Origin of the sequence: Micromonospora sp. WMMD961 (assembly GCF_029626145.1) — a bacterium.
Taxonomy (GTDB): Bacteria; Actinomycetota; Actinomycetes; order Mycobacteriales; family Micromonosporaceae; genus Micromonospora.
This window is the reverse complement of sequence record NZ_JARUBJ010000002.1, coordinates 3,902,909-3,921,938: the sequence shown is the minus strand read 5'-3', so window position 1 is coordinate 3,921,938 and position 19,030 is coordinate 3,902,909. Positions and strand designations below refer to the sequence as shown.

General features: G+C 71.6%; 18 protein-coding genes. 15 read left to right on the top strand and 3 right to left on the bottom strand.

The window, feature by feature from the left end; translation table 11 throughout:
* Positions 1-33 precede the first annotated feature (33 nt).
* A complete protein-coding gene (locus O7614_RS17900; RefSeq protein WP_278139599.1) occupies positions 34-1,410 on the bottom strand; it encodes a serine/threonine-protein kinase in 1,377 nt (458 codons plus the stop codon).
* A 527-nt stretch (positions 1,411-1,937) separates the two neighbouring features.
* Between O7614_RS17900 and O7614_RS17895 the strand changes: the two genes are divergently transcribed.
* From O7614_RS17895 to O7614_RS17845, 11 genes are all read left to right on the top strand, one after another.
* Entirely contained in the window at positions 1,938-2,570 is a 633-nt protein-coding gene (locus O7614_RS17895) for an RNA polymerase sigma factor (RefSeq protein WP_278142294.1), read from the top strand.
* Between the two features lie 16 nt (positions 2,571-2,586).
* Entirely contained in the window at positions 2,587-3,342 is a 756-nt protein-coding gene (locus O7614_RS17890) for a hypothetical protein (RefSeq protein WP_278139598.1), read from the top strand.
* Between the two features lie 156 nt (positions 3,343-3,498).
* The gene (gene egtA / locus O7614_RS17885) at positions 3,499-4,737 is read left to right on the top strand and encodes an ergothioneine biosynthesis glutamate--cysteine ligase EgtA (protein WP_278139597.1); all 1,239 of its coding nucleotides are present in this window, start codon (positions 3,499-3,501) and stop codon (positions 4,735-4,737) included.
* A 56-nt stretch (positions 4,738-4,793) separates the two neighbouring features.
* The gene (gene egtB, locus O7614_RS17880) at positions 4,794-6,107 is read left to right on the top strand and encodes an ergothioneine biosynthesis protein EgtB (protein ID WP_278139596.1); all 1,314 of its coding nucleotides are present in this window, start codon (positions 4,794-4,796) and stop codon (positions 6,105-6,107) included.
* Positions 6,108-6,135: 28 nt separating this feature from the next.
* A complete protein-coding gene (gene egtC / locus O7614_RS17875) occupies positions 6,136-6,882 on the top strand; it encodes an ergothioneine biosynthesis protein EgtC (protein ID WP_278139595.1) in 747 nt (248 codons plus the stop codon).
* 49 nt (positions 6,883-6,931) lie between these two features.
* Entirely contained in the window at positions 6,932-7,897 is a 966-nt protein-coding gene (egtD, locus tag O7614_RS17870; protein ID WP_278139594.1) for an L-histidine N(alpha)-methyltransferase, read from the top strand.
* 215 nt (positions 7,898-8,112) lie between these two features.
* On the top strand, positions 8,113-8,700 hold the full coding sequence (locus O7614_RS17865) for a TMEM165/GDT1 family protein (RefSeq protein ID WP_145785637.1): 588 nt from the start codon (positions 8,113-8,115) through the stop codon (positions 8,698-8,700).
* A gap of 39 nt (positions 8,701-8,739) precedes the next feature.
* Positions 8,740-9,102 (top strand): DUF1622 domain-containing protein, encoded by a 363-nt coding sequence (locus O7614_RS17860; protein ID WP_278139593.1) that lies wholly within the window; start codon positions 8,740-8,742, stop codon positions 9,100-9,102.
* Positions 9,102-9,422 carry a hypothetical protein gene (locus O7614_RS17855; protein WP_278139592.1) on the top strand — a complete coding sequence of 107 codons (321 nt, stop codon included), beginning with the start codon at positions 9,102-9,104 and terminating at the stop codon, positions 9,420-9,422. Before O7614_RS17860 ends, O7614_RS17855 begins: the two co-directional genes overlap by 1 nt.
* A 4-nt stretch (positions 9,423-9,426) precedes the next feature.
* The gene (locus tag O7614_RS17850) at positions 9,427-9,624 is read left to right on the top strand and encodes a hypothetical protein (RefSeq protein WP_278139591.1); all 198 of its coding nucleotides are present in this window, start codon (positions 9,427-9,429) and stop codon (positions 9,622-9,624) included.
* Between the two features lie 680 nt (positions 9,625-10,304).
* Positions 10,305-11,771 (top strand): polysaccharide biosynthesis tyrosine autokinase, encoded by a 1,467-nt coding sequence (locus O7614_RS17845; RefSeq protein WP_278139590.1) that lies wholly within the window; start codon positions 10,305-10,307, stop codon positions 11,769-11,771.
* On the opposite strand, the gene O7614_RS17840 is transcribed toward O7614_RS17845, so the two are convergent.
* Positions 11,752-12,306, bottom strand: a complete 555-nt coding sequence (locus O7614_RS17840; protein WP_278139589.1) for a low molecular weight phosphatase family protein — start codon at positions 12,304-12,306, stop codon at positions 11,752-11,754. The two genes, O7614_RS17845 and O7614_RS17840, sit on opposite strands and share 20 nt — an antisense overlap.
* A gap of 168 nt (positions 12,307-12,474) precedes the next feature.
* Between O7614_RS17840 and O7614_RS17835 the strand changes: the two genes are divergently transcribed.
* From O7614_RS17835 to O7614_RS17820, 4 genes are all read left to right on the top strand, one after another.
* Positions 12,475-13,722 carry a glycosyltransferase family 4 protein gene (locus O7614_RS17835; RefSeq protein WP_278139588.1) on the top strand — a complete coding sequence of 416 codons (1,248 nt, stop codon included), beginning with the start codon at positions 12,475-12,477 and terminating at the stop codon, positions 13,720-13,722.
* Between the two features lie 97 nt (positions 13,723-13,819).
* A complete protein-coding gene (locus O7614_RS17830) occupies positions 13,820-15,604 on the top strand; it encodes a DUF4012 domain-containing protein (protein ID WP_278139587.1) in 1,785 nt (594 codons plus the stop codon).
* Between the two features lie 13 nt (positions 15,605-15,617).
* On the top strand, positions 15,618-16,247 hold the full coding sequence (locus tag O7614_RS17825) for a hypothetical protein (RefSeq protein WP_278139586.1): 630 nt from the start codon (positions 15,618-15,620) through the stop codon (positions 16,245-16,247).
* Positions 16,248-16,953: 706 nt separating this feature from the next.
* A complete protein-coding gene (locus O7614_RS17820; protein WP_278139585.1) occupies positions 16,954-17,514 on the top strand; it encodes a hypothetical protein in 561 nt (186 codons plus the stop codon).
* A 58-nt stretch (positions 17,515-17,572) separates the two neighbouring features.
* Here O7614_RS17820 and O7614_RS17815 read toward each other — a convergent pair whose 3' ends face one another.
* Positions 17,573-19,000 carry an MFS transporter gene (locus tag O7614_RS17815; protein ID WP_278139584.1) on the bottom strand — a complete coding sequence of 476 codons (1,428 nt, stop codon included), beginning with the start codon at positions 18,998-19,000 and terminating at the stop codon, positions 17,573-17,575.
* Positions 19,001-19,030 lie beyond the last annotated feature (30 nt).

Genomic DNA, 19,030 nt, shown 5'->3' with positions numbered 1-19,030 from the left:
GCTGGGAAGGTGCCGGGGGTTGGCGCGGTCGGCTTACCCGCCGTCCCCGTCGTCGGGAATGGTCGGCGTGCTCTCCGTCGCCGTGGGTGTGGCCGACGTCGGCGGAGTGCTCGGCTCGCCGGTCGGGCCGCCCGTCGGCGCGGTGGTCCCGGTCGGCGTCCCGGTCGGCGTCGGCGGACTGGTCGTCTGGCTGGGCTGCGTGCTGGGCGTCGCGGAGGTCGAGGCGGACGGGGGGTTGCCGGGGACATGCGGCCGACCGGTTCGGCCCGGGTCACCGGTGACGACCTGCTCGTTCGCCGCCGGCAGCTCCTGCGGCCCGCTCGGCGCCACCGTCGGCGAGGTGGTGGGCAGGTTGACCGCCGGATCCTCGCCGGCATTGCGCGCCGCGCCCAGCGCGGCACCGAGCCCGACCAGCGCGACCAGCATGGCCGCGGCCGCGCCGACCAGCGGACCTCGCCGCCGTTGACGCCCGGCCTGTCCCGCGCTCGCCACCGCCGCGCCGGCCGGCACGTCGGTGCGGGTGCCCGGGCCGGCGTCGCGCAACGGGACCGGCGTGGCCATCGCCGTCGGAGGCTCGCCGCCGGTGACCGCGGTCCGGGCGGCCTCGGCCATCGCCGCCCCGCTGCTGAACCTGTCCTGCGGGTCCTTCGCCAGGGCCCGGGACACCAAGGCGCGGACCGCCTCCGGGATGTCGTGCGGCAGCTCCGGTGGTTCGTCGTCCAGGTGGCGCACGGCGACCTGCAGCGGGTTGTCGCCGGTGAACGGCGGGCTGCCGGTGAGGCAGCAGTAGGTGACCGCGCCCAGCGCGTAGATGTCGGTGGCACCACTCACCGGTCGGCCGGCTGCCTGCTCGGGGGCCATGTAGAGGGCCGTGCCGGGCACCGCGTTGGTGCTGGTGATGCTGGTGATGTCGGTGGACCGGGCCACACCGAAGTCCACCAGGACGACGGTGCCGTCCTCCTGCACCAGGAGGTTGCTGGGCTTGACGTCCCGGTGCACGATGCCGCCACGGTGCGCCGCGTTCAGCGCGGCGGCCGCCTGGGCCACGATCGACATCGTCTCGGCCACGTCGAGCCGGCCGGCCGTCTCGATCCGCTTGGACAGCGGCTCGCCGGCGACGAACTCCATCACGAGGTAGTCCGCTCGACCGCCGCCGTCGGGCAGGTCGTCGGCACCGCAGTCGAAGACCTGCACGATGCCCGGGTGCCGCAGCGCCGCCATGATCCGGGCCTCGGCCCGGAACCGGGCGATGAAGCCCGGGTCGGAGACCAGCGCCGGCAGCAGGACCTTGACCGCGACCTGCCGGCCGAGGATCAGGTCGGAGGCACGCCAGACGTCGCCCATACCGCCGGTGGCGACACGTTCGTCCAAGCGGTATCGACCGCTGAGCACGACCTCCGATGACAACACCGCATTACCGTACCCAGAGTGGCGCTGTACGGCGTACCGCAGTCGGTCACCCGCGCGGGTGGCACTCACGCGGTCACCGCCCTGACCTGTGTGGACACCACGTTCTTGTGACGTGACGACGACGTGGTGTGACGAAAGCTGACATCTTTCGGCGTGTGGACGCCCGACGGTTCGTCGGAAACCGCCACCGAGCACGGACCGCAGCCTCAGGTCACGGAGTGTGACGCCGACACGCCGTCCGGCATGGTTGATAATTGTCACTCTTCCGTGACGCGGCGCCGGCTTGTCGCGTCGTCGGTCCCCTCCTAGCGTTAGCCCGGCTCGGGTCCCCGGCGACCTCGGCGCGCGCCGCCGACCACCTCAGGGTGCCCCGGCATCCGGCCCGGACCACCCGGGTCGCGGGCGCGATCAGATCGGCGGGGGGCGGTACGGGTGCGGCAGCTGGTCGGGTGTGCGTCTCGTACCCGATGGTCCGCCTCGGTGCGGCGGATCGGGCCGGCATGCCCCGAGCAGCCCGCGGGTCGCGGATGACCGGCGACCTGTCGGAGGCGGTCAGCGCCGCACAGGATGGGGACGAGGACGCCTTCCGCGTCCTCTACCGCAGCCTCCAGCCGGGACTCCTGCGCTACCTGACCGCACTCGTCGGCGCGGATGCCGAGGACGTCGCCTCGGAGGCCTGGCTGCAGATTTCGCGCGACCTGCCCAGCTTCACCGGTGGGGAGTTCCGCGCCTGGGTCGTCACCATCGCCCGTAACCGAGCGATGGACCACCTGCGCCGACTGCGTCGACGTCCCGCTCTCCCCGTTCCGGTGCAGGCGCTCGTCCATCTCGCCAGCGACGCGGACACCGCCGAGGGGGCCGCCGAGACGATCGGCACCGAGACGGCCCTGGCCCTGATCGCCACCCTGCCTCCCCGTGAGGCCGAAGCCGTGCTGTTGCGGGCCGTGGTCGGGCTCGACGCGGGATCCGCCGGCCGGGTGCTGGGCCGCCGCGCCGGTGCCGTCCGGACCGCCGCGCACCGAGGCCTGCGGCGGCTCGCGGCCCTGCTGGAACGCGACGGTTCGGTCGGACTGCCGGTCGAGGTCGACGGGGTGCCGCCGCCCCGCACGGGCAGCAGCCCCGCCCTCCGGGCGTCCCAAGCCGAGCCGGCGGACGGCTGACGTGAGGGGACTTCCGATGAACCCGTTCCGGCGGGCCGCCCACGCCGACGCCGAACGGCTGCTCGACTCCGCCCACCCCCAGGAGAACACTGTGCCGGGTCAGGCGCGTGCCTCCGCGGACACCGAAGCGGGGCAAGCCCCGGCCGATCCGGTGGCCCGGTTGCTCGCAGCGGCCGCCGGCCCGGTCCGGCCGGGAGAGCTGGCTGGCGAGGAGGCCGCGCTGGCCGCGTTCCGCGCAGCCCGCGCGGAGCCGTCGTCGGTGCCACACCCGGCGCGCCGTCGACGCCTGACCACCGGCGCGGCGGCCTGGATCGGCGCGGTCGCGGTCACCGCCACGGCGGGCGCCGCATTCGCCGCGGTCCGGCAGGACTGGATACCGGCACCTGTCGCACCGGAGCCGCCCCGAGCGTCGCCGACACCGGATTCGCCCCGGTCCGGCGACAACACCCGGTCGCCGGCGGAGACGCCGCCACACGGCACCCCGTCGCCCCGCCCACCGTCGCCCGGCACGCCGTCGGCCGCCGGAGCACCACCGGCCCACAGCCCGCCGGCCGGCCCGTTGCACGGGCAGTGCCGCGCCTGGCTGGCCAAGAAGCCCGACCAGCGGGAGAAGGCATTGCGGACGCCGGGCTTCGAGCGGCTGGTGACCGCCGCCGGCGGTGCCGAGCGGGTCGAGGAGTACTGCCATCGGCTGGTGCCCGAAGCGAAGCCCTCCACACCGGCGAAGACCACCGCACCGCACCCCCCGTCGGGCCGCCCCTCTCCGAAGTGAGCGGTCGGCGCCCGGGTGGTTAGTTCCGCCCGGCATGGGAAATTCGTCTGTCGGACAGAGGTTGGTGTCGCCGTGGACGCCCTCCGGCGGTGTCGGTGGGTGGGTCTACCGTGAAACGGTGTCGCTGAGCCGGCACCTGGAGAGGGGGCCTGACCGTTGGTGACGTCGCCCGAGCTGGAGCGCAGCGCCATCCTGCGTGAGTCCGCGGCCGCAGGCCGGCACCTCGCCCGGATCTGCTTCAAGACCGGTCCACCGACCCACACCGGCGTCGAACTGGAGTGGACCGTGCATGACGCGTCTGATCCCGTCCGTCCCGTCGAAACGGGGCGGCTGAGGGCGGCGCTGGGGCGGCACAGCCCCGCCACGTTGGATCCCACCAGCCCGGCCGAGCCGCTGCGCGGCGGCGGTGTGGTGACCCTGGAGCCGGGCGGCCAGTTGGAGATCTCCGCCCCGCCCCGCACCTCGACCGCCGCGTTGATCCAGGCCACCGAGGCTGACATCGCCCAGGTCAGCGGCCTGCTCGCTGCCGCTGGGCTGATCCTCGGCCGCAGCGGCATCGACCCACACCGACGGCCCCGCCCGGTGCTGGAAACTCCCCGATACCGCGCGATGCGCGCCGCCTTCGACAGGCGTGGTCCGGCCGGCCGCGTCATGATGTACAGCACAGCCGGCCTGCAGGTCTGTCTCGACTCCGGCGAGCCGGAGCAGGTCGCCGGCCGGTGGGCCGCGGCCCACGCCGTCGGTCCGCCGCTGCTCGCGGCGTTCGCCTCCGCGAGCCGACACTCGGGGCGTCGCACCGGGTGGGCCTCCGCCCGGATGGCCGCCTGGTTGGCCATCGACCCGGCCCGCACCCGACCTGTCTGGACGCCGGGCTGCGGCGCCGAGGACCCGAGGGCCACCTGGATCCGTTACGTGCTCGCCGCTCCGCTGCTCTGCCGGCGTCGGCACGGGTCGGACTGGACCGTGCCGCCGGGAGTGACCTTCGCCGACTGGCTCGACGGTGCGTTGCCGCAACCGCCCACCACCGACGACCTCGACTATCACGTCAGCACGCTCTTTCCGCCGGTGCGGCCGCGCGGCTACCTGGAGCTGCGCTACCTGGACGCCCAGCCCGACCGGGACTGGCGGCTGCCGCTGGCGGTGCTGAGTGCCCTCTTTCACGACCCGGGCACGGTGCGGGGGGCGTTCTCGATCGCCGCCCCGGTGGCGCACCGCTGGTCGACTGCTGCCCGCAGCGGCCTGGCCGACCCCGCGTTGGCCGCTGCCGCGACGGGCCTGCTCGACCTGGCGCTGACCGTCCTGCCTCGGTTGGACCTGCCGGCCGACACCCACGACGAGATCGAGCGAGGGGTGCGGCGGCGGCTGGCCGCCGCCACGAAGAAAGGGGACCGGTGAGTGCGAGCAGTGAGCCGGGGTGGCGAGCCCCGCAGTCGCGAACGGCTGGAGGTTCGGTGAACAGTGAGCAGTTGCGTGACCGGATTGCTGTGGAGTTGGCCCGGGCGCGCTCGCGTACCTCGTTGTTGACCGAGGTGGTCGACGACGGTGAGCTGATGCGTCAGCATTCACCTCTGATGTCGCCGCTGGTCTGGGACCTTGCCCACGTGGGCAACCAGGAGGAGCTGTGGCTGGTCCGGGACGTCGGCGGGCGTGAGCCGGTGCGGTGTGACATCGACGAGTTGTACGACGCGTTCAAGCAGCCGCGCCGGGACCGCCCGGCGTTGCCGCTGTTGCCGCCCGCCGAGGCGCGTGCCTACCTGGGTACGGTGCGGGACAAGGTGCATGACCTGCTGGACACGGTGGCCTTCGGCGAGCGGCCGCTGGTCGCGGACGGGTTCGCCTTCGGCATGATCGTGCAGCACGAGCAGCAGCACGACGAGACGATGCTCGCCACCCACCAACTGCGCGCGGGGCCGGCGGTGCTGCACGCGCCGCCGCCGCCTGAGCCGTCGGTCCGGGTCGGCGCTGAGGTGCTGGTGCCGGCGGGGGAGTTCACCATGGGCACCGACACCGACCCGTGGGCGTTGGACAACGAACGTCCCGCTCATCGTGTCGACCTCCCGGCGTACGTCATCGACGCGGCCCCGGTCACCAACGGCCAGTACGCGGCCTTCATCGCCGACGGCGGCTACGGCGATCAGCGATGGTGGAGCCCGGCGGGTTGGGCGCATCGGTGTCGGGAGGGTCTTGTGGCGCCGCTGCACTGGCGTCGGGACGGCGACGAGTGGTCGTACCGGCGTTTCGGCCGGTGGGATCGGGTGCGCGGGGACGAGCCGGTGGTGCACGTGTGCTTCTACGAGGCGCAGGCGTACGCGGCGTGGGCCGGGAAGCGGCTGCCGACCGAGGCGGAATGGGAGAAGGCAGCCCGGTGGGATCCGTCGACCGGGCGGTCGCGTCGTTATCCCTGGGGTGACGAGGATCCGACCGCGGCGCACGCCAACCTGGGTCAGCGGCATCTGTGGCCGGCGCCGGTGGGTGCGTACCCGGCCGGGGCGTCGCCGTCGGGTGTGCACCAGCTCATCGGTGACGTCTGGGAGTGGACGTCGAGCGCGTTCGGCGGGTATCCGGGCTTCACCGCGTTTCCCTACCGCGAATACTCGGAGGTCTTCTTCGGCGACGACTACCGGGTGTTGCGTGGTGGCTCGTTCGGCACTGACCGTTCGGCCTGCCGGGGCACCTTCCGCAACTGGGACTATCCGATCCGCCGGCAGATCTTCAGCGGTTTCCGCTGTGCTCGCGACGCTCGACCGGAGGAGTCGTACCGGTGATCGGCGGTCCGGGGGGCAGGGCGCGCTGATGTGTCGTCACCTGGTCTACCTGGGGCCGCCGGTCACCCTGGCCGAGGTGCTGTTCGACCCGCCGCACTCGTTGGTGCGGCAGTCCTGGGCGCCTCGGGACATGCGTGGTGGCGGCACCATCAACGCCGACGGGTTCGGCGTCGGCTGGTACCCGGACGAGGGTGAGCCGGTGCGCTATCGACGGGCGCAGCCGATCTGGAGCGACCCGACCATCGCCCAGCTCGCGGCGGTGACCCGCACTGGCGCGGTGCTGGCGGCGGTGCGCTCGGCCACGGTCGGGATGGCGGTGCTCGACGGCGCCGCCGCGCCGTTCGCCGAGGGGCGGTGGCTGTTCAGTCACAACGGTGTGGTCCGTGGCTGGCCGGACGCCGTGGTGCCGCTCGCCGCCGGTCTGCCGGTTCGTGACCTGCTCACCTTGGACGCCGCCACCGACTCGGCGTTGCTCTGGGCGCTGGTGCGGCATCGGCTGCGCGCCGGGGACGACCCGGCGGACGCGGTCGGGCGGACGGTGGCCGAGGTCGGCGGGGCCGCTCCCGGGTCGCGGCTGAACCTGCTGCTCACCGACGGCCGCCGGGCGGTGGCGAGCGTGGCTGGGCACGCGTTGTCGGTTCGCGAGGCACCCGGTTCGGTGCTGATCGCCTCGGAGCCGCACGACGACGGTCCCGGGTGGCGGGCGGTACCGGAGGGGCACCTGGTCCTGGCGACCGCGGACGGGGTGCGGGTACGTCCACTTCCGACCGGGTGAGCGGCACCGGGTGGGTACGCAACTGTTGATCGAGCAGAGAGGCGAGTTGATGACGGCGGAACCGCTGGAGGTCTACCTCGAAGGGCGCGATCTGGAGCGTGGTCTACGCGACGACGTTCGGGCCGGGCTGAGCGCCGAGCAGAAGTGGCTGCCGCCGAAGTGGTTCTACGATGCCCGGGGCAGCGAGTTGTTCGAGGAGATCACCCGACTTCCCGAGTACTACCCCACCCGGGCGGAGCGGGCGGTGCTGGCCGAGCGGGCTCCGGACATCGCGGCGTTGACCGGGGCCAAGACGTTGATCGAGTTGGGTTCCGGGTCGTCGGAGAAGACCCGCCTGTTGTTGGACGCGTTCACCCGCCGGGGTGGGCTGGGCACGTTCGTCCCGCTCGACGTGTCGGTCAGCGCCCTGCAGGGGTCTACCGCCCAGATCGCCGCCGACTATCCGAGCCTGCGGGTTCGGGGCATCGTGGGGGACTTCACCCGGCAACTGGACCGGCTGCCCACCGGTGGCCGACGGCTGGTGGTGTTCCTCGGTGGCACCATCGGCAACCTGCTGCCCGCCGAACGGGCCGATTTCCTGACGGCGATGCGTGCGGCGCTGGAGGTTGGCGACTGGCTGTTGCTCGGTACGGACCTGGTGAAGGATCCGTCGGTGATCGTGCCCGCCTACGACGACGCGGCCGGGGTCACCGCCGAGTTCAATCGCAACGTGCTCCACGTGCTCAATCGCGAGGTGGGCGCCGACTTCGACCCGGGGGCGTTCGACCATGTCGCCCTCTGGGATCCGGAGCACGAGTGGATCGAGATGCGGTTGCGGGCGACCCGGCGGATGCGGGTGCGTGTGTTGGGCATGACCGTGGACTTCGCGGCGGGCGAGGACCTGCGCACAGAGGTCTCGGCGAAGTTCCACCCGGAGGGGATCGCCGCGGAGTTGGCCGCGGCGGGTTTCGCCACGGCGGAGTTCTGGACGGATCCGGGAGGGCTCTTCGGGGTCTCGTTGGCGCGGGCCCGCTGAGCCTGTTCGCCCGCCTCGAAGGGGGCCGCTGGTGATCGGATAGGCTGAGCGGGCGAAGGGGAGTAGCCCCCAATGTCGTGGTCGACATACTGGTGCGTTCCGCATCCGGCCACGCGGCCCCGGTCTCCGGGGCGGGCGAGACCTTCGACTCAGGCTGTTGCAGCCGGGTCGAGGGCGCCCCTGTACCTCCTCCCGGCATGAGCGGGAAGGACGTCATGGAGGGATTTTTCGCCGCGCTGGTCGTCAGCTTCGGTGTCATCTTCGTCGCGGAACTGGGAGACAAGTCCCAGTTGATGGCGTTGACCTTCGCCACGCGGTTCAAGCCGATCCCGGTGCTGATCGGTATCACGGTCGCCACGGCGGTGGTGCACCTGGCGTCGGTCGCCATCGGCGCGGGCCTCGGGGCGGTGTTGCCGACCGAGTGGATCTCGCTGGTGGCCGGTGTGGCGTTCCTCGGCTTCGGTGCGTGGACCCTGCGGGGGGACAAGCTCACCGAGGAGGAGAAGCGCAAGGCGGAGAAGACGAACAAGACCGCGCTGGTGGCGGTGTCGGTGGCGTTCTTCCTGGCCGAGCTGGGTGACAAGACGATGCTCGCCACGATCACACTCGCCACCAAGTACGGCTGGTTCGGCACCTGGCTCGGCTCCACCATCGGCATGGTGGCGGCGGACGCGTTGGCCATCCTGGTCGGCCGGATGCTCGGTCGTCGGCTGCCGGAGAAGACCATCAAGTATGGTGCGGCGATCCTGTTCGCCATCTCCGGTCTGTGGCTGATCCTGGAGGCGGTGAACGAGCTGACCTGAGTGCCGACTAGCTGCCCCGAGGGCGGGTAACGGCCCGGGGTGGAGCCGGCCGAGCTGTTGCGACACGGCGACCAGGTGTTGGTGGCCGTGGTGGAGGTGGCCGGCGCGCTGGTGATCTTCGTTGGCGCGGTCTGGGCGGCGGTGCGGTTCGTGGTCGAGGGGCTGCGACACCGTACCGCCGCCCATTTCACGCCGATCCGGCTCTCGCTGGGTCGGTTCCTGACGCTGGGGCTGGAGTTCCAGCTGGCGGCGGACGTGCTGCGGACCGCGGTGTCACCGTCGTTCGCGCAGATCGGACAACTGGCCGCGATCGCGACGATCCGGACGGCGTTGAACTACTTCCTGGGTCGGGAGATCCGTCAGGAACAGCGTCAGGTGGCCGAGGGGGAGCGTCGCCGGTGATGGACCACCTGGTCACGGCGGTCACCGCGCTGGCCCTGCTCGTCGGCGTGGTCACCGTGGTCAGCACCGGGGCGCTGCGAACCGGCGTCCGACTGTTGTTGGACCTGTTGACCGCGGCCGGTCTGCTGCGGCTGGCCGGCGATCCGGGTTGGAACGGTCTGGCCGGCGCGGTGGCGATCATCGCCCTGCGTCAACTGCTCGGAGCGGCGCTGAGCGCTCCGGCGCCGTGGTCCGGGCGACAATCCCCGGCCCCCTGCGCCGACGACGATTGCCACCTACCGTTGGCGCTAGGACGCGAAACCAGGAAATCGGGAGGATGACCAGATGAGCCGGCACGACGAACCGAACGAGTACGGCTTCTCCGGCGCTGCCACCGCTCCCGAGCCGCAGCCCGGTGGGAAACCCGACGAGCAGGATCGTGTCGAGGAGGTGGCGGTGCCGGGCGACGACCTGACCGCTCCGGCCGCCGAGGCGGTGGTCGAGGAGACCGAGGACCTGCCGCCCGCTGACCGTCGACACTGACCGGATCGCGGTACGGGCGGGCGTCGGGTCGTGCTTCCGCCCGACGCCCGACGGTCCGCTGGTGGACGCCGGGCACGCCGTCGGCGTCGAACTTCTCCCACTTCGCCACCCGGCGGTCTACCGCGGTGTGTGCTGGCCGCCGCGAGTGCTGGCCGCGGTGTCTGCTGACCGCCGTTGGTGCGGCGAGTGCGACGGCGACGTCGGCGGGTTTCGCAACGGCCCAGCCACGTAGTGCCTCCCCGCCCGCGCTCGGGACGACCGCCGAGTAGATCAGCGCCGGCGGCGGCGTTCCGCAGAGCGCGGCCCCACCGGCGGTGCGGCCCGGTGCGGGCCGCGGAGGTCCCCGCCGTCCAGCTCCCGGTTGAGTTCCTGGCCACCACGAGGGGCCACCTCGGACGTCACGACGCACGGATCCCGTCGCCCTCCGGCTTGGCCGTCGGCGGCGACCGCTGGGCCGATCGGACGTCACCTGGCCGGCTTTCGACTTTTTCCTCGTTGTCGCCGCTGCCGAATGGACCGTTGTCGGGTTGGTCATCCGGACGCATGTCGAACTAAAGAAAATGCATAACTCCGGACATAAGCCGCATGAACCGCTTTAATGGTTTCACGAGTTTAGAGACGACCTTGGGGGTTTTCGTGAAGTTCTTTGGCGTAACCGGACCGGCACGGAGGCGCGCCTGATGGATCTGCTCCGCCAATTGCGTCACGTGCGTAGGCACTGGTGGGTCACACTGGTCACGGTCATGGTCGCCCTCGGCGTATCGGCTTTCCTGACCGTGCGCGCCCAACCTCGGTACGTCGCGTCGGTGACGTTCTTCGTCACCACCCCCAACACCGGCGTCAGCGAGGCCTACCAGGGTGGGCTCTTCCTCCAACAGCGGGTCAAGTCGTACGCGGACCTGCTCACCAGCGACCGACTGGCACAGAGCGTGGTGGCCGAGACCCCGGTCGGTCTCACCGCCGACGAGGTGCAGCGACGGGTGAAGACCTCCACCGAGACCGGCACCGTCATGCTCCAGGCGTCGGTCACCGACACCGACCAGACCCGCGCGTTGCGAGTGACCGAAACCCTGGCCGCGAAGTTCGTCGAACTCGTACAGAAGGTCGAGACGACGCCCGAGGGTAAGGCGCCGGTCAAGATCGAGGTGGTCAGTGGCCCACGGGTGAGCGCCAACCCCGTCTCGCCGCAGCCCGTCCGGAACCTCACCCTCGGTGGCCTGATCGGTCTGATCCTCGGTATCGGCCTGGCGATCCTGCGCGGAGTCGCCGACGTGCGGCTGCGCGACGCCGCCGGTCTGCAACGGGCCACCGGCAGCCCTCTGCTCGGCGAGATTCCGTTCGAGGGCAACGCCCGCAGCGCACCGCTGATCGTGGGCGACGCCGCGACCTCCGCCCGTGCCGAGGCGGTGCGCAAGTTGCGTACCAACCTGCGTTTCGTGGATGTCCACGAGCCTGCTCGGGTCATCGCCGTGACCAGCGCCCTGCAGGGTGAGGGAAAGACCACGCTCTCCTGCAACCTGGCCATCGCGCTGGCCGAGGCGGGTTGGCGGGTGCTGCTGGTCGACGCGGACCTGCGCCGTCCGAAGGTCGACGACTACCTGGGTCTGGACGCGGGTGTCGGCCTCACCGACGTGCTGGTCGGCGACGTGCAGGTCGGCGACGTCGTGCAGCGTTGGGGGGACAAGTCCCTGCTGGTGCTGCCCAGTGGTTCCGCCCCGCCGAACCCGAGCGAGTTGCTCGGCTCCAAGGCGATGTCGGACCTGCTGCTGGCGCTGCGGGAGTCGGCGGACATCGTGATCATCGACACCGCACCGCTGCTCGCGGTGACCGACGGCGTGGTCGTGGCCGTGCAGGCGGACGGTGCGCTGCTGGTGACCCAGCAGGGCCGTACCTCGCGAGCCCAGGTCGCCGCCGCGGCGCGCTCACTGCACTCGGTGTCGGTTCGACTGCTCGGGTGCGTGTTGAACATGGCGAAGGTGGCCAAGGCCGAGGCTTACCAGTACGAGGCCTACCGGGTGGTCACCTCGGCGCCCACGGCATCGGTGCCGGCCGAACAACGGAGCGCGTCCGGTCGGCACGTCGCGACCACCGACGGGGTCAACGGCGTCACCGATCACACCCAGGAACTCACCCGGCTGCCCCGATGAGCGCAGCGAGGGGTCGCAGCGACCGTTCGATCTCCTCGGCGCAGCGTCGGAAGTCGGCGGCGGTGCCGCCGATCGGGTCCTGGAGGTCGTCCGCGTCCGGGGCGGCGGGTTGTAGCCGTCCCCGGGCCAGGGCGGCGGCGGCGATCGCCGCCTGCAACGAGTCGTCGGCCGACCCGGCGGGCGGCTCGGCCGCCGCGGCCAGCCGGCCGAACTGGCGCACCGTGAACGTCCGGTGCAGCGCCGCCGGCGCCAGCGCCGTGCAGACCGAGCGCTGGCGCCGGGTCGCGGTCAGCACGAGCGTCGCGTCGGTCAGGTACTCCGGCCGCAGCGCCCGGGTGCGGAACGCCGCCGGGTCCCTGCCGCTGGCGGTCACGATCTCCATCGCGTACGGGTGCATTCCCAGCCCGTCGATCGCGTCGGTGCCGGCACTGGCCACCGTGACGGGCCGGTCGGCCAGCAGTCGGCGGGCCAGGAACTCGGCCATCGGCGACCGGCACAGGTTGGCGTGGCAGACGAACAACACGCGATCAGCCATCGGAGTCCCTCTCATCGGTGCGGACACGGGTGTCCACACCGTGAGGGCGGTGCGTCGACGCCGGTGGTCGCGCGGGGAGGGGTTGTCGGCATCGTACGCGCGCGGAACGCCCGTCGGCCGTGGTGCCGCGCCGGCCGACGTGAATCCGTGCCGGACGGGGGCGGGTCAGTGAGGATCGGCATCCTGTCGTACCACTTTCCGCCTGAGCCGGCGTTCATTCCGGGGAGCCTCGCGGAGGAGTTGGCCGCGCGTGGGCACAAGGTTCGGGTGCTCACCGGATTTCCGGACTACCCGGGCGGCCACGTGTATCCCGGCTGGCGGCAGCGGTGGCACCACGAGACGCACAGCGAACGACTGACGGTTCGACGGGTGCCGCGCTACCCCGGGCGGGTCACGTCCACCAAGGTCCGCATGGCCAGCTATCTCTCCTTCGCCGGCAGCGCGACGTGGGCCGCCCGGCGGTACTTCAGCGACGTGGACGCGCTCTACGTGTTCCAACTGCCGGCGACGACGTTCGCCGCCGCCGGGGTGCTCCGACTGCTCGGGCAGGTGCCGGCGGTGCTGCACGTGCAGGATGTCTGGACCCGCGACGGCGCCGAGGAGGCGGGCGAGGATCGCTGGGCGGCGCGGATGGGCAGCGCGATGACCCGGATCTATCGGGCCGCGGCGCGGATCGCGGTGGCCGCGCCGTCGATGCGGGATCTGGTGGTCGCCGCGGGCGCCGACCCGACCCGGGTCCGAGAGGTGTTGAACTGGACCGACGAGCGGATCTTTCATCCGGTGACGCCCGGGGCGGCGGCCCGCCGGTTGGTCCGCCGGGACGGTCGGTGCGTGGTGATGCACGCCGGGACCATCGGCGCGCGGCAGGGACTGGAGACCGCGGTCCGGGCGGCGGCGGCGCTGGACCGGACGATGGACCTGGTCCTCGTCGGTTCGGGCGCGGACGAGCGGCGGGTGCGGGGGCTCGCCGCCGACCTGGGTGCGGACAACGTCCGCTTCGTGGAGCGACGGTCACCCGTCGACATGCCCGAGCTGTACGCCGCCGCCGACTACCAACTGGTCATGCTGCGTGACCTTCCGGAGCTGCGCGGCACGGTGCCGGGCAAGCTCCAGGCTGCGCTCTCCTGTGCCGCCCCGGTGGTCGCGTCGGCGGGCGGTGACACTGCCGAACTGGTCGAACGCGCCAGGGCCGGTCTCTCCTGCCCGCCGGAGGACTGGGCGGCGCTGGCCGACCGGTTCTGGCTGGCCGCCACCATCCCCGCGCCCACCCGGACCGAGATGGGTCGCCGCGGGCGGTCGGCGTACCTGAGGGAGATGTCCCTCCCCGCCGGGGTGGACCGGATCGAGCGGCTGCTGCACGAGGCGGCGGGGCGGGCGGCAGCGCCGGTCCGGGAGCCGCGAGGAAACCTCGCTTAAGCGGCACTTATTGCGATAACGGTATGAAGTCCCCTGGCGCGTGCTAAGAACGTCAGGGAATCGACCATCTGTCCGATTCCCCGAATGGGAGTGTGGTGTGACGGAAAGCGAACGGCCGACCCGGCGGCGGAGCCGGTCCCGGCGCCGTCGGCGTGCCCGACTGCGACGAGCCCTCCTCAGCGCCCTCGTGGTCGGCTCGCTGCTGCTGGCGGCCGGCGGTTGGGTCGGCTTTCGCGGCTGGCAGGCGCGCGCTCACCTGCTCAACGCCGCCGGCCTCGCCCGGGAGTTGAGCGCCCAGGTGGTCGGCGGGGACACCGACCGCGCCCTGCGGACCCTTGTCGCTCTCCAGGAGCAGTCCCGCGCAGCCCGGGCGGCGACCAACGACCCGAGCTGGCAACTCGGTCGGCATACGCCGATGGTGGGCGACGACCTCGATGCCGTTCGGCAGATCGCTGCCGCCATCGACGAGTTGGCGCGGCAGGCGTTCCCGACCCTGCTCCGGATGGACCTGACCAGCCTGGTGCCGACCGGCGGTCGACTGGACCTGGCCCGGCTCAGTGGGGTCTCCGCCGAGCTGACCCGGGTCAACGAGTCGGTGCAGGGTACGCGCCGAGACCTCGCGGCGGTACCGGCCGACAGCCTGGTCAGCCAGGTCCGGCAGGCGCTTGTCGACCTCCGTGGCGAGATCGACCGCCTGGCCAGCCTGACCACGGCTGCCGACCAGGGTGCCCGCCTGCTGCCGCCACTGCTCGGCGCGAGCGGACCACGGCGGTACCTGCTGGTCTCGCAGAACCTTGCCGAGCTGCGCGCCACCGGCGGCATGTTCGGCGCGTACGCGATGATCGAGGCGAAGGACGGCGCGGTGACGATGGGCAAGCAGGGCAGTTCGTCCTCGCTTGGCTTCTTCAAACCGGCGCTGAAGGTGCCCGCCGAGACCCGCGCGCTCTGGACCGACCTGCCCGGCATCTACCCGGCCGACGTCAACCTGTCCCCGCACTTCCCGACCGCGGCGACGCTGTACCGCGAGATGTTCCGCCGCAAGACGGGCACCACTGTCGACGGCGTGCTCGCCGTCGATCCGGTGGTGCTGTCCTATCTACTCAAGGCGACCGGCCCGGTGCTGGTGCCCGGCGGTGTCCCGCTGGCCAGCGAGAAGGTCGTGCAGACCCTGCTCAACGACAGTTACCGGCAGCTCGACGTCGAACAGCAGGACAAGTTCTTCGCCGCGTCGGCGGCTGCCGTCTTCGACGCCTTCTTCAAGAAGAATGTCAACCCTAGGGTGTTGTTGTCCGCATTTGACCGTGCTATCACCGAACGGCGGATATTGTTCTGGAGTGCCCGACCTGAGGAACAGCGGACGTTCGGCGACAGCCGGATGGCCGGGACGCTTCCGGAACAGGACACCGTGCCGACGGTCGGCGTGTTCCTCAACGACGGCAGCGGCGCGAAGCTCGGCTACTACCTACGACAGACGGCGAACCTGACGGTCGGCGAATGCCGCCCCGACGGCCGCCGCGAGCTCCGCCTGCGGGTGACCCTGCGCTCGACGGCACCGAAGTCCGGACTCACCAAGTCCGTCCTCGGTCTCGGTATGGCTGGTGATCCGTACACCGTCCGCACATTGGTGTCGATCTTCAGCCCTGCAGGTGGAGCGGTGCTCGAGGCCCGGCTCGACGGGGCCGAGACGGCCGTTGGTAGCGGCACCGAACGCCGCCGCCAGGTGGCGACCGCCAGCGTCGACGTCGCTCCCGGCGCCGAGAAGGCGTTGGAGGTGACCGTGCTGACGGCCAAGACCGGCGTCGGGCAAGCCGAGCTGTGGCTGACCCCCACCGCCAGCCCCTGGACCACCCAAGTTCATTCCGCACCAAGCTGTGACCAGTAGGAGGGAACCAATCATGCGGCTATCCCGCATCATCATGGCGCTCACGGTCGGCCTGGCCGTGGTGGCCGTGCCGACGGCAGCGGGGGCGGCACAGCCGCAGCCGGCGCCCAGCGCGACCACCGACCCGCCCCAACCGCCGCCGTACCCGCCGGTAGTGGCGTCACTGACCGTCAACCGACCGACGATCTTCCTCGGCGAGACGGTCATCCTGACCGGCACCAACTTCGGCCCGAACGAGACCGTCGACATCTCGGTGACGGTCACCCCGCTGGCCGCTCCGGCCGGTGGTCAGGCGCCGGCTCGCCGCAGCGACGGCAGCACCGTGGCCATGGCCCCGGTGGCGTACCAGGCGAGCGCACCGCTGAACTTCACGGCGTTCACCAACGCCCAGGGGCGCTTCACCAGGAGCTACAAGCCGTCGGTGACGGGTCTGCTGACCTTCACCGCGACCGGCCGGGAGTCCGGCCGTACCGCCTCGACCGAGCTGCGGGTGCTGCACAAGAAGCAGCCGCTGCCCGTCACGGGTGACAGCATGGGCACGCCCATGAAGCTCGGCGGTGGCCTGGTCGGCGCCGGAGCGGTCATGTTGCTGCTGACCCTGGCCTGGCGTCGCCGCCAGCGCCTCGGCGGTGCCGCGCACTGACCCGCACCACCGGGCAATGCCCGGAACCGCACTGAGGCTGACGCCCGTCGGAACACTCCGACGGGCGTCAGCCTCGTGCGGGCCGGGTCCCGGCCGTCCGGGTCTGCTGAGGGGTCGCGGGCCGATCGGTGTACGGGGGCGCTCGGCCACCCCGTACGTCTTGATGGGCTCGGATTCCGTGAAGTCGCGGTATCTCACCGTCTTGGACACCCCCGACATCAAGGACGTCGAGCTGATCACGCCCGAGCTGAGCAGTTTCGCGGGCGTGGATGACGGTGGTGCCTTCAGCTCAGGTCGACCTGGGCGATTTGCTCGGTTCGGGTGTTTTTTGGATGTGGCCGGCGGCACCCGTCAGGCGGAATCACGGCCGGGCGGGGGTGGTTACACACCCTGACGATCGCAGGACCACGGCCGGTCGACCGGATCGGCCGCCCCCCGGAATGGCCCCGGTCCGCGGGTCGTTACACCTGGACCCCGGCCCGACCGGTACCCCGCTTCGCCGGGATCGGCCGACCTGGAATGGCCCCGCCCGGCGGGCCGTTGCACATGGACCCGGCGCCCGAGCCCTCGCTCGTAGGTCGCCGACGCCGGCGCCGCAGGCCCTCGGTCTGCTGGCCGCCGCCCCCAAGATTTTTCCCCTGTTTGGTGCGCCCGACGAGGTGCTCACCCGTACGCGGGTGTCCTTACCCCCGAAGGAGCTTCCCCCATGAACACGATCATGCGTAAGAGTGTGTTGTCTGTTGCTGGTCTGGCGTTCGCCGGTGGTGTGTTCGCCGGTCCGGTCGCCGCCCACGCCAACCCTGTTGATGCCAAGCCCGTCGCGGTTGCCGTGCAGTCGGCGGCGCCGAAGCCGCAGGGCGAGCAGTCGCACATCACCCTCAACGACGAGCAGACCGCGAATGTGAAGGCGATCATCGCCGCGACGAAGAAGGCCGGCCTGCCCGAGCGGGCCGCGGTCATCTCGATCGCCACGAGTCTGCAGGAGTCGAAGCTGGAGAACCTGGGCCACCTGGGCGATATGAACGACCATGACTCGCTGGGTTTGTTCCAGCAGCGCCCGTCCAGTGGTTGGGGTACCCCGGAGCAGATCACCGACCCCGAGTACTCGACCACGGCGTTCCTGAAGGGCCTGAAGCAGGTCGACGGGTGGCAGGACATGCCGCTGACCGAGGCCGCGCAGACCGTGCAGGTGTCGGCCTACCCGGACGCGTACGCCCAGTGGGAGCAGCAGGCCACCGACCTGGTCGGCCAGCACTGGAACAGCTGACCCACCGCACCGCTGGCCGGCATCCCCAACCGGGGTGCCGGCCAGCGGCGTACCCCGGTCAGTGGTGGTTGTGGTTGCGGACGATGTCGATCAGCGCGCAGATCAGCGCGAGCCCGATGATGCCGGTGGCCAGCAGCAGGGACCGTTCGAAGGCCGCGGTCCAATCGCCGCGGCTGTCGGCGAGGGACGAGAAGAACATCGAGCCGACGGCGGCGATGCCGGCTGCGGCGCCGATCCGCTGACCGGTCTGGAGCATGCCCGCGCCGCTACCCGCCTGCGCTACCGGCACTTCGGAGAGGGTGATCGTCTGGTTGGGGGCGATCACCAGGCCGCTGCCGATGCCCGCGACGAGCAGTGGGCCGGCGGCGACCCAGGGTGCCGGCGCGTCGGGCGCGAGGTGCAGCACGACCACGGTCGCGCCCAGCCCGATCACCACGGTGAGCAACCCGATGGCGACCAGCGGTCGGCCGACGCGGTTGACGATGCGGCCACCGAGTACGGCGGCGGCCGCCGAGCCGAGGGCGAACGGGGTGATGGCGAGACCGGCGACGAGTGCGCTGTAGCCGAGCCCCATCTGCAGGAACAGAGTGAAGATGAAGAAGATGGCGGTGAAGCCGCCAAAGTAGACCAGCGCCAGCAGTGAACCCAGTGTGTACGACTGGAGGCGGAACAGTCGCAGGTCGAACAGGGGTTGGTGGTGGTGTGCGTAGCGCCGCTCCCACAGGCCGAATACGACCAGCACCGCCAGACCGATCGGGATGAGCGCCCACTTCCACGGGGTCTGCCACTGCTGCTCCTGCACGAGCGGGAGCAGGACCAGGACGACGCCCACACCGAGCAGGAGGACGCCAACGGGGTCGAGTTGACGCCAGCCGGGCTGACCGGCGGGGCGGCCGGGCAGCAGACGCCAGCCGAGGATCACCGCGAGGATGCCGACCGGCACGTTGACGAAGAAGACCCAGCGCCACCCGTGTTCCTCGCCGCCGATGGCGATGAGCAGCCCGCCGAGCAACGGCCCGACCGCGGTGGAGATGCCGATGGTGGCGCCGAGCAGCCCGAAGGGCCGGGCCCGTTCCGAGCCGCGGAACAGTTGCTGGATGAGTCCGATGACCTGCGGGTTGACGATGCCGGCCGCGGCGCCCTGAAGGAGTCGGGTGACGACCAGCCAGGCCGGGGAAGGGGCGAGGCCGGCGAGTGCGCTGGTCACGGTGAACAGGGCGATACCGAGGACGAACGCGTTGCGCCGTCCTCGGGCGTCGCCGAAGCGGCCGGCGGGGACCAGCGCCAGGCCGAACGTGAGCGCGTACCCGGAGAGGACCCACTGCAGGTCGCTCGGTGAGGCGTGCAGCGCCCGATCGATGGATGGCACCGCGACGTTGACGATGCTCACGTCGAGCAGCGTCATGAACGCGGCGACCAACCCGACGCCGACGGCCTGCCAGCGTCGCCGGTTCTCGGCCGCCGTCACCGGCTGCGCCGCACTCATCGAGCCCCCCGTCGACCGTCGACCACGCAT

Excerpts from the sequence above, each read along its gene's own strand:
- O7614_RS17895 (WP_278142294.1), top strand. The coding sequence starts at position 1,938 with ATGACCGGCGACCTGTCGGAGGCGGTCAGCGCCGCACAGGATGGGGAC.
- O7614_RS17890 (WP_278139598.1), top strand. The coding sequence starts at position 2,587 with ATGAACCCGTTCCGGCGGGCCGCCCACGCCGACGCCGAACGGCTGCTC.
- egtC (WP_278139595.1), top strand. The coding sequence starts at position 6,136 with ATGTGTCGTCACCTGGTCTACCTGGGGCCGCCGGTCACCCTGGCCGAG.
- egtD (WP_278139594.1), top strand. The coding sequence starts at position 6,932 with ATGACGGCGGAACCGCTGGAGGTCTACCTCGAAGGGCGCGATCTGGAG.
- O7614_RS17865 (WP_145785637.1), top strand. The coding sequence starts at position 8,113 with ATGGAGGGATTTTTCGCCGCGCTGGTCGTCAGCTTCGGTGTCATCTTC.
- O7614_RS17855 (WP_278139592.1), top strand. The coding sequence starts at position 9,102 with ATGGACCACCTGGTCACGGCGGTCACCGCGCTGGCCCTGCTCGTCGGC.
- O7614_RS17850 (WP_278139591.1), top strand. The coding sequence starts at position 9,427 with ATGAGCCGGCACGACGAACCGAACGAGTACGGCTTCTCCGGCGCTGCC.
- O7614_RS17845 (WP_278139590.1), top strand. The coding sequence starts at position 10,305 with ATGGATCTGCTCCGCCAATTGCGTCACGTGCGTAGGCACTGGTGGGTC.
- O7614_RS17840 (WP_278139589.1), bottom strand. The coding sequence starts at position 12,306 with ATGGCTGATCGCGTGTTGTTCGTCTGCCACGCCAACCTGTGCCGGTCG.
- O7614_RS17825 (WP_278139586.1), top strand. The coding sequence starts at position 15,618 with ATGCGGCTATCCCGCATCATCATGGCGCTCACGGTCGGCCTGGCCGTG.
- O7614_RS17820 (WP_278139585.1), top strand. The coding sequence starts at position 16,954 with ATGAACACGATCATGCGTAAGAGTGTGTTGTCTGTTGCTGGTCTGGCG.
- O7614_RS17815 (WP_278139584.1), bottom strand. The coding sequence starts at position 19,000 with ATGAGTGCGGCGCAGCCGGTGACGGCGGCCGAGAACCGGCGACGCTGG.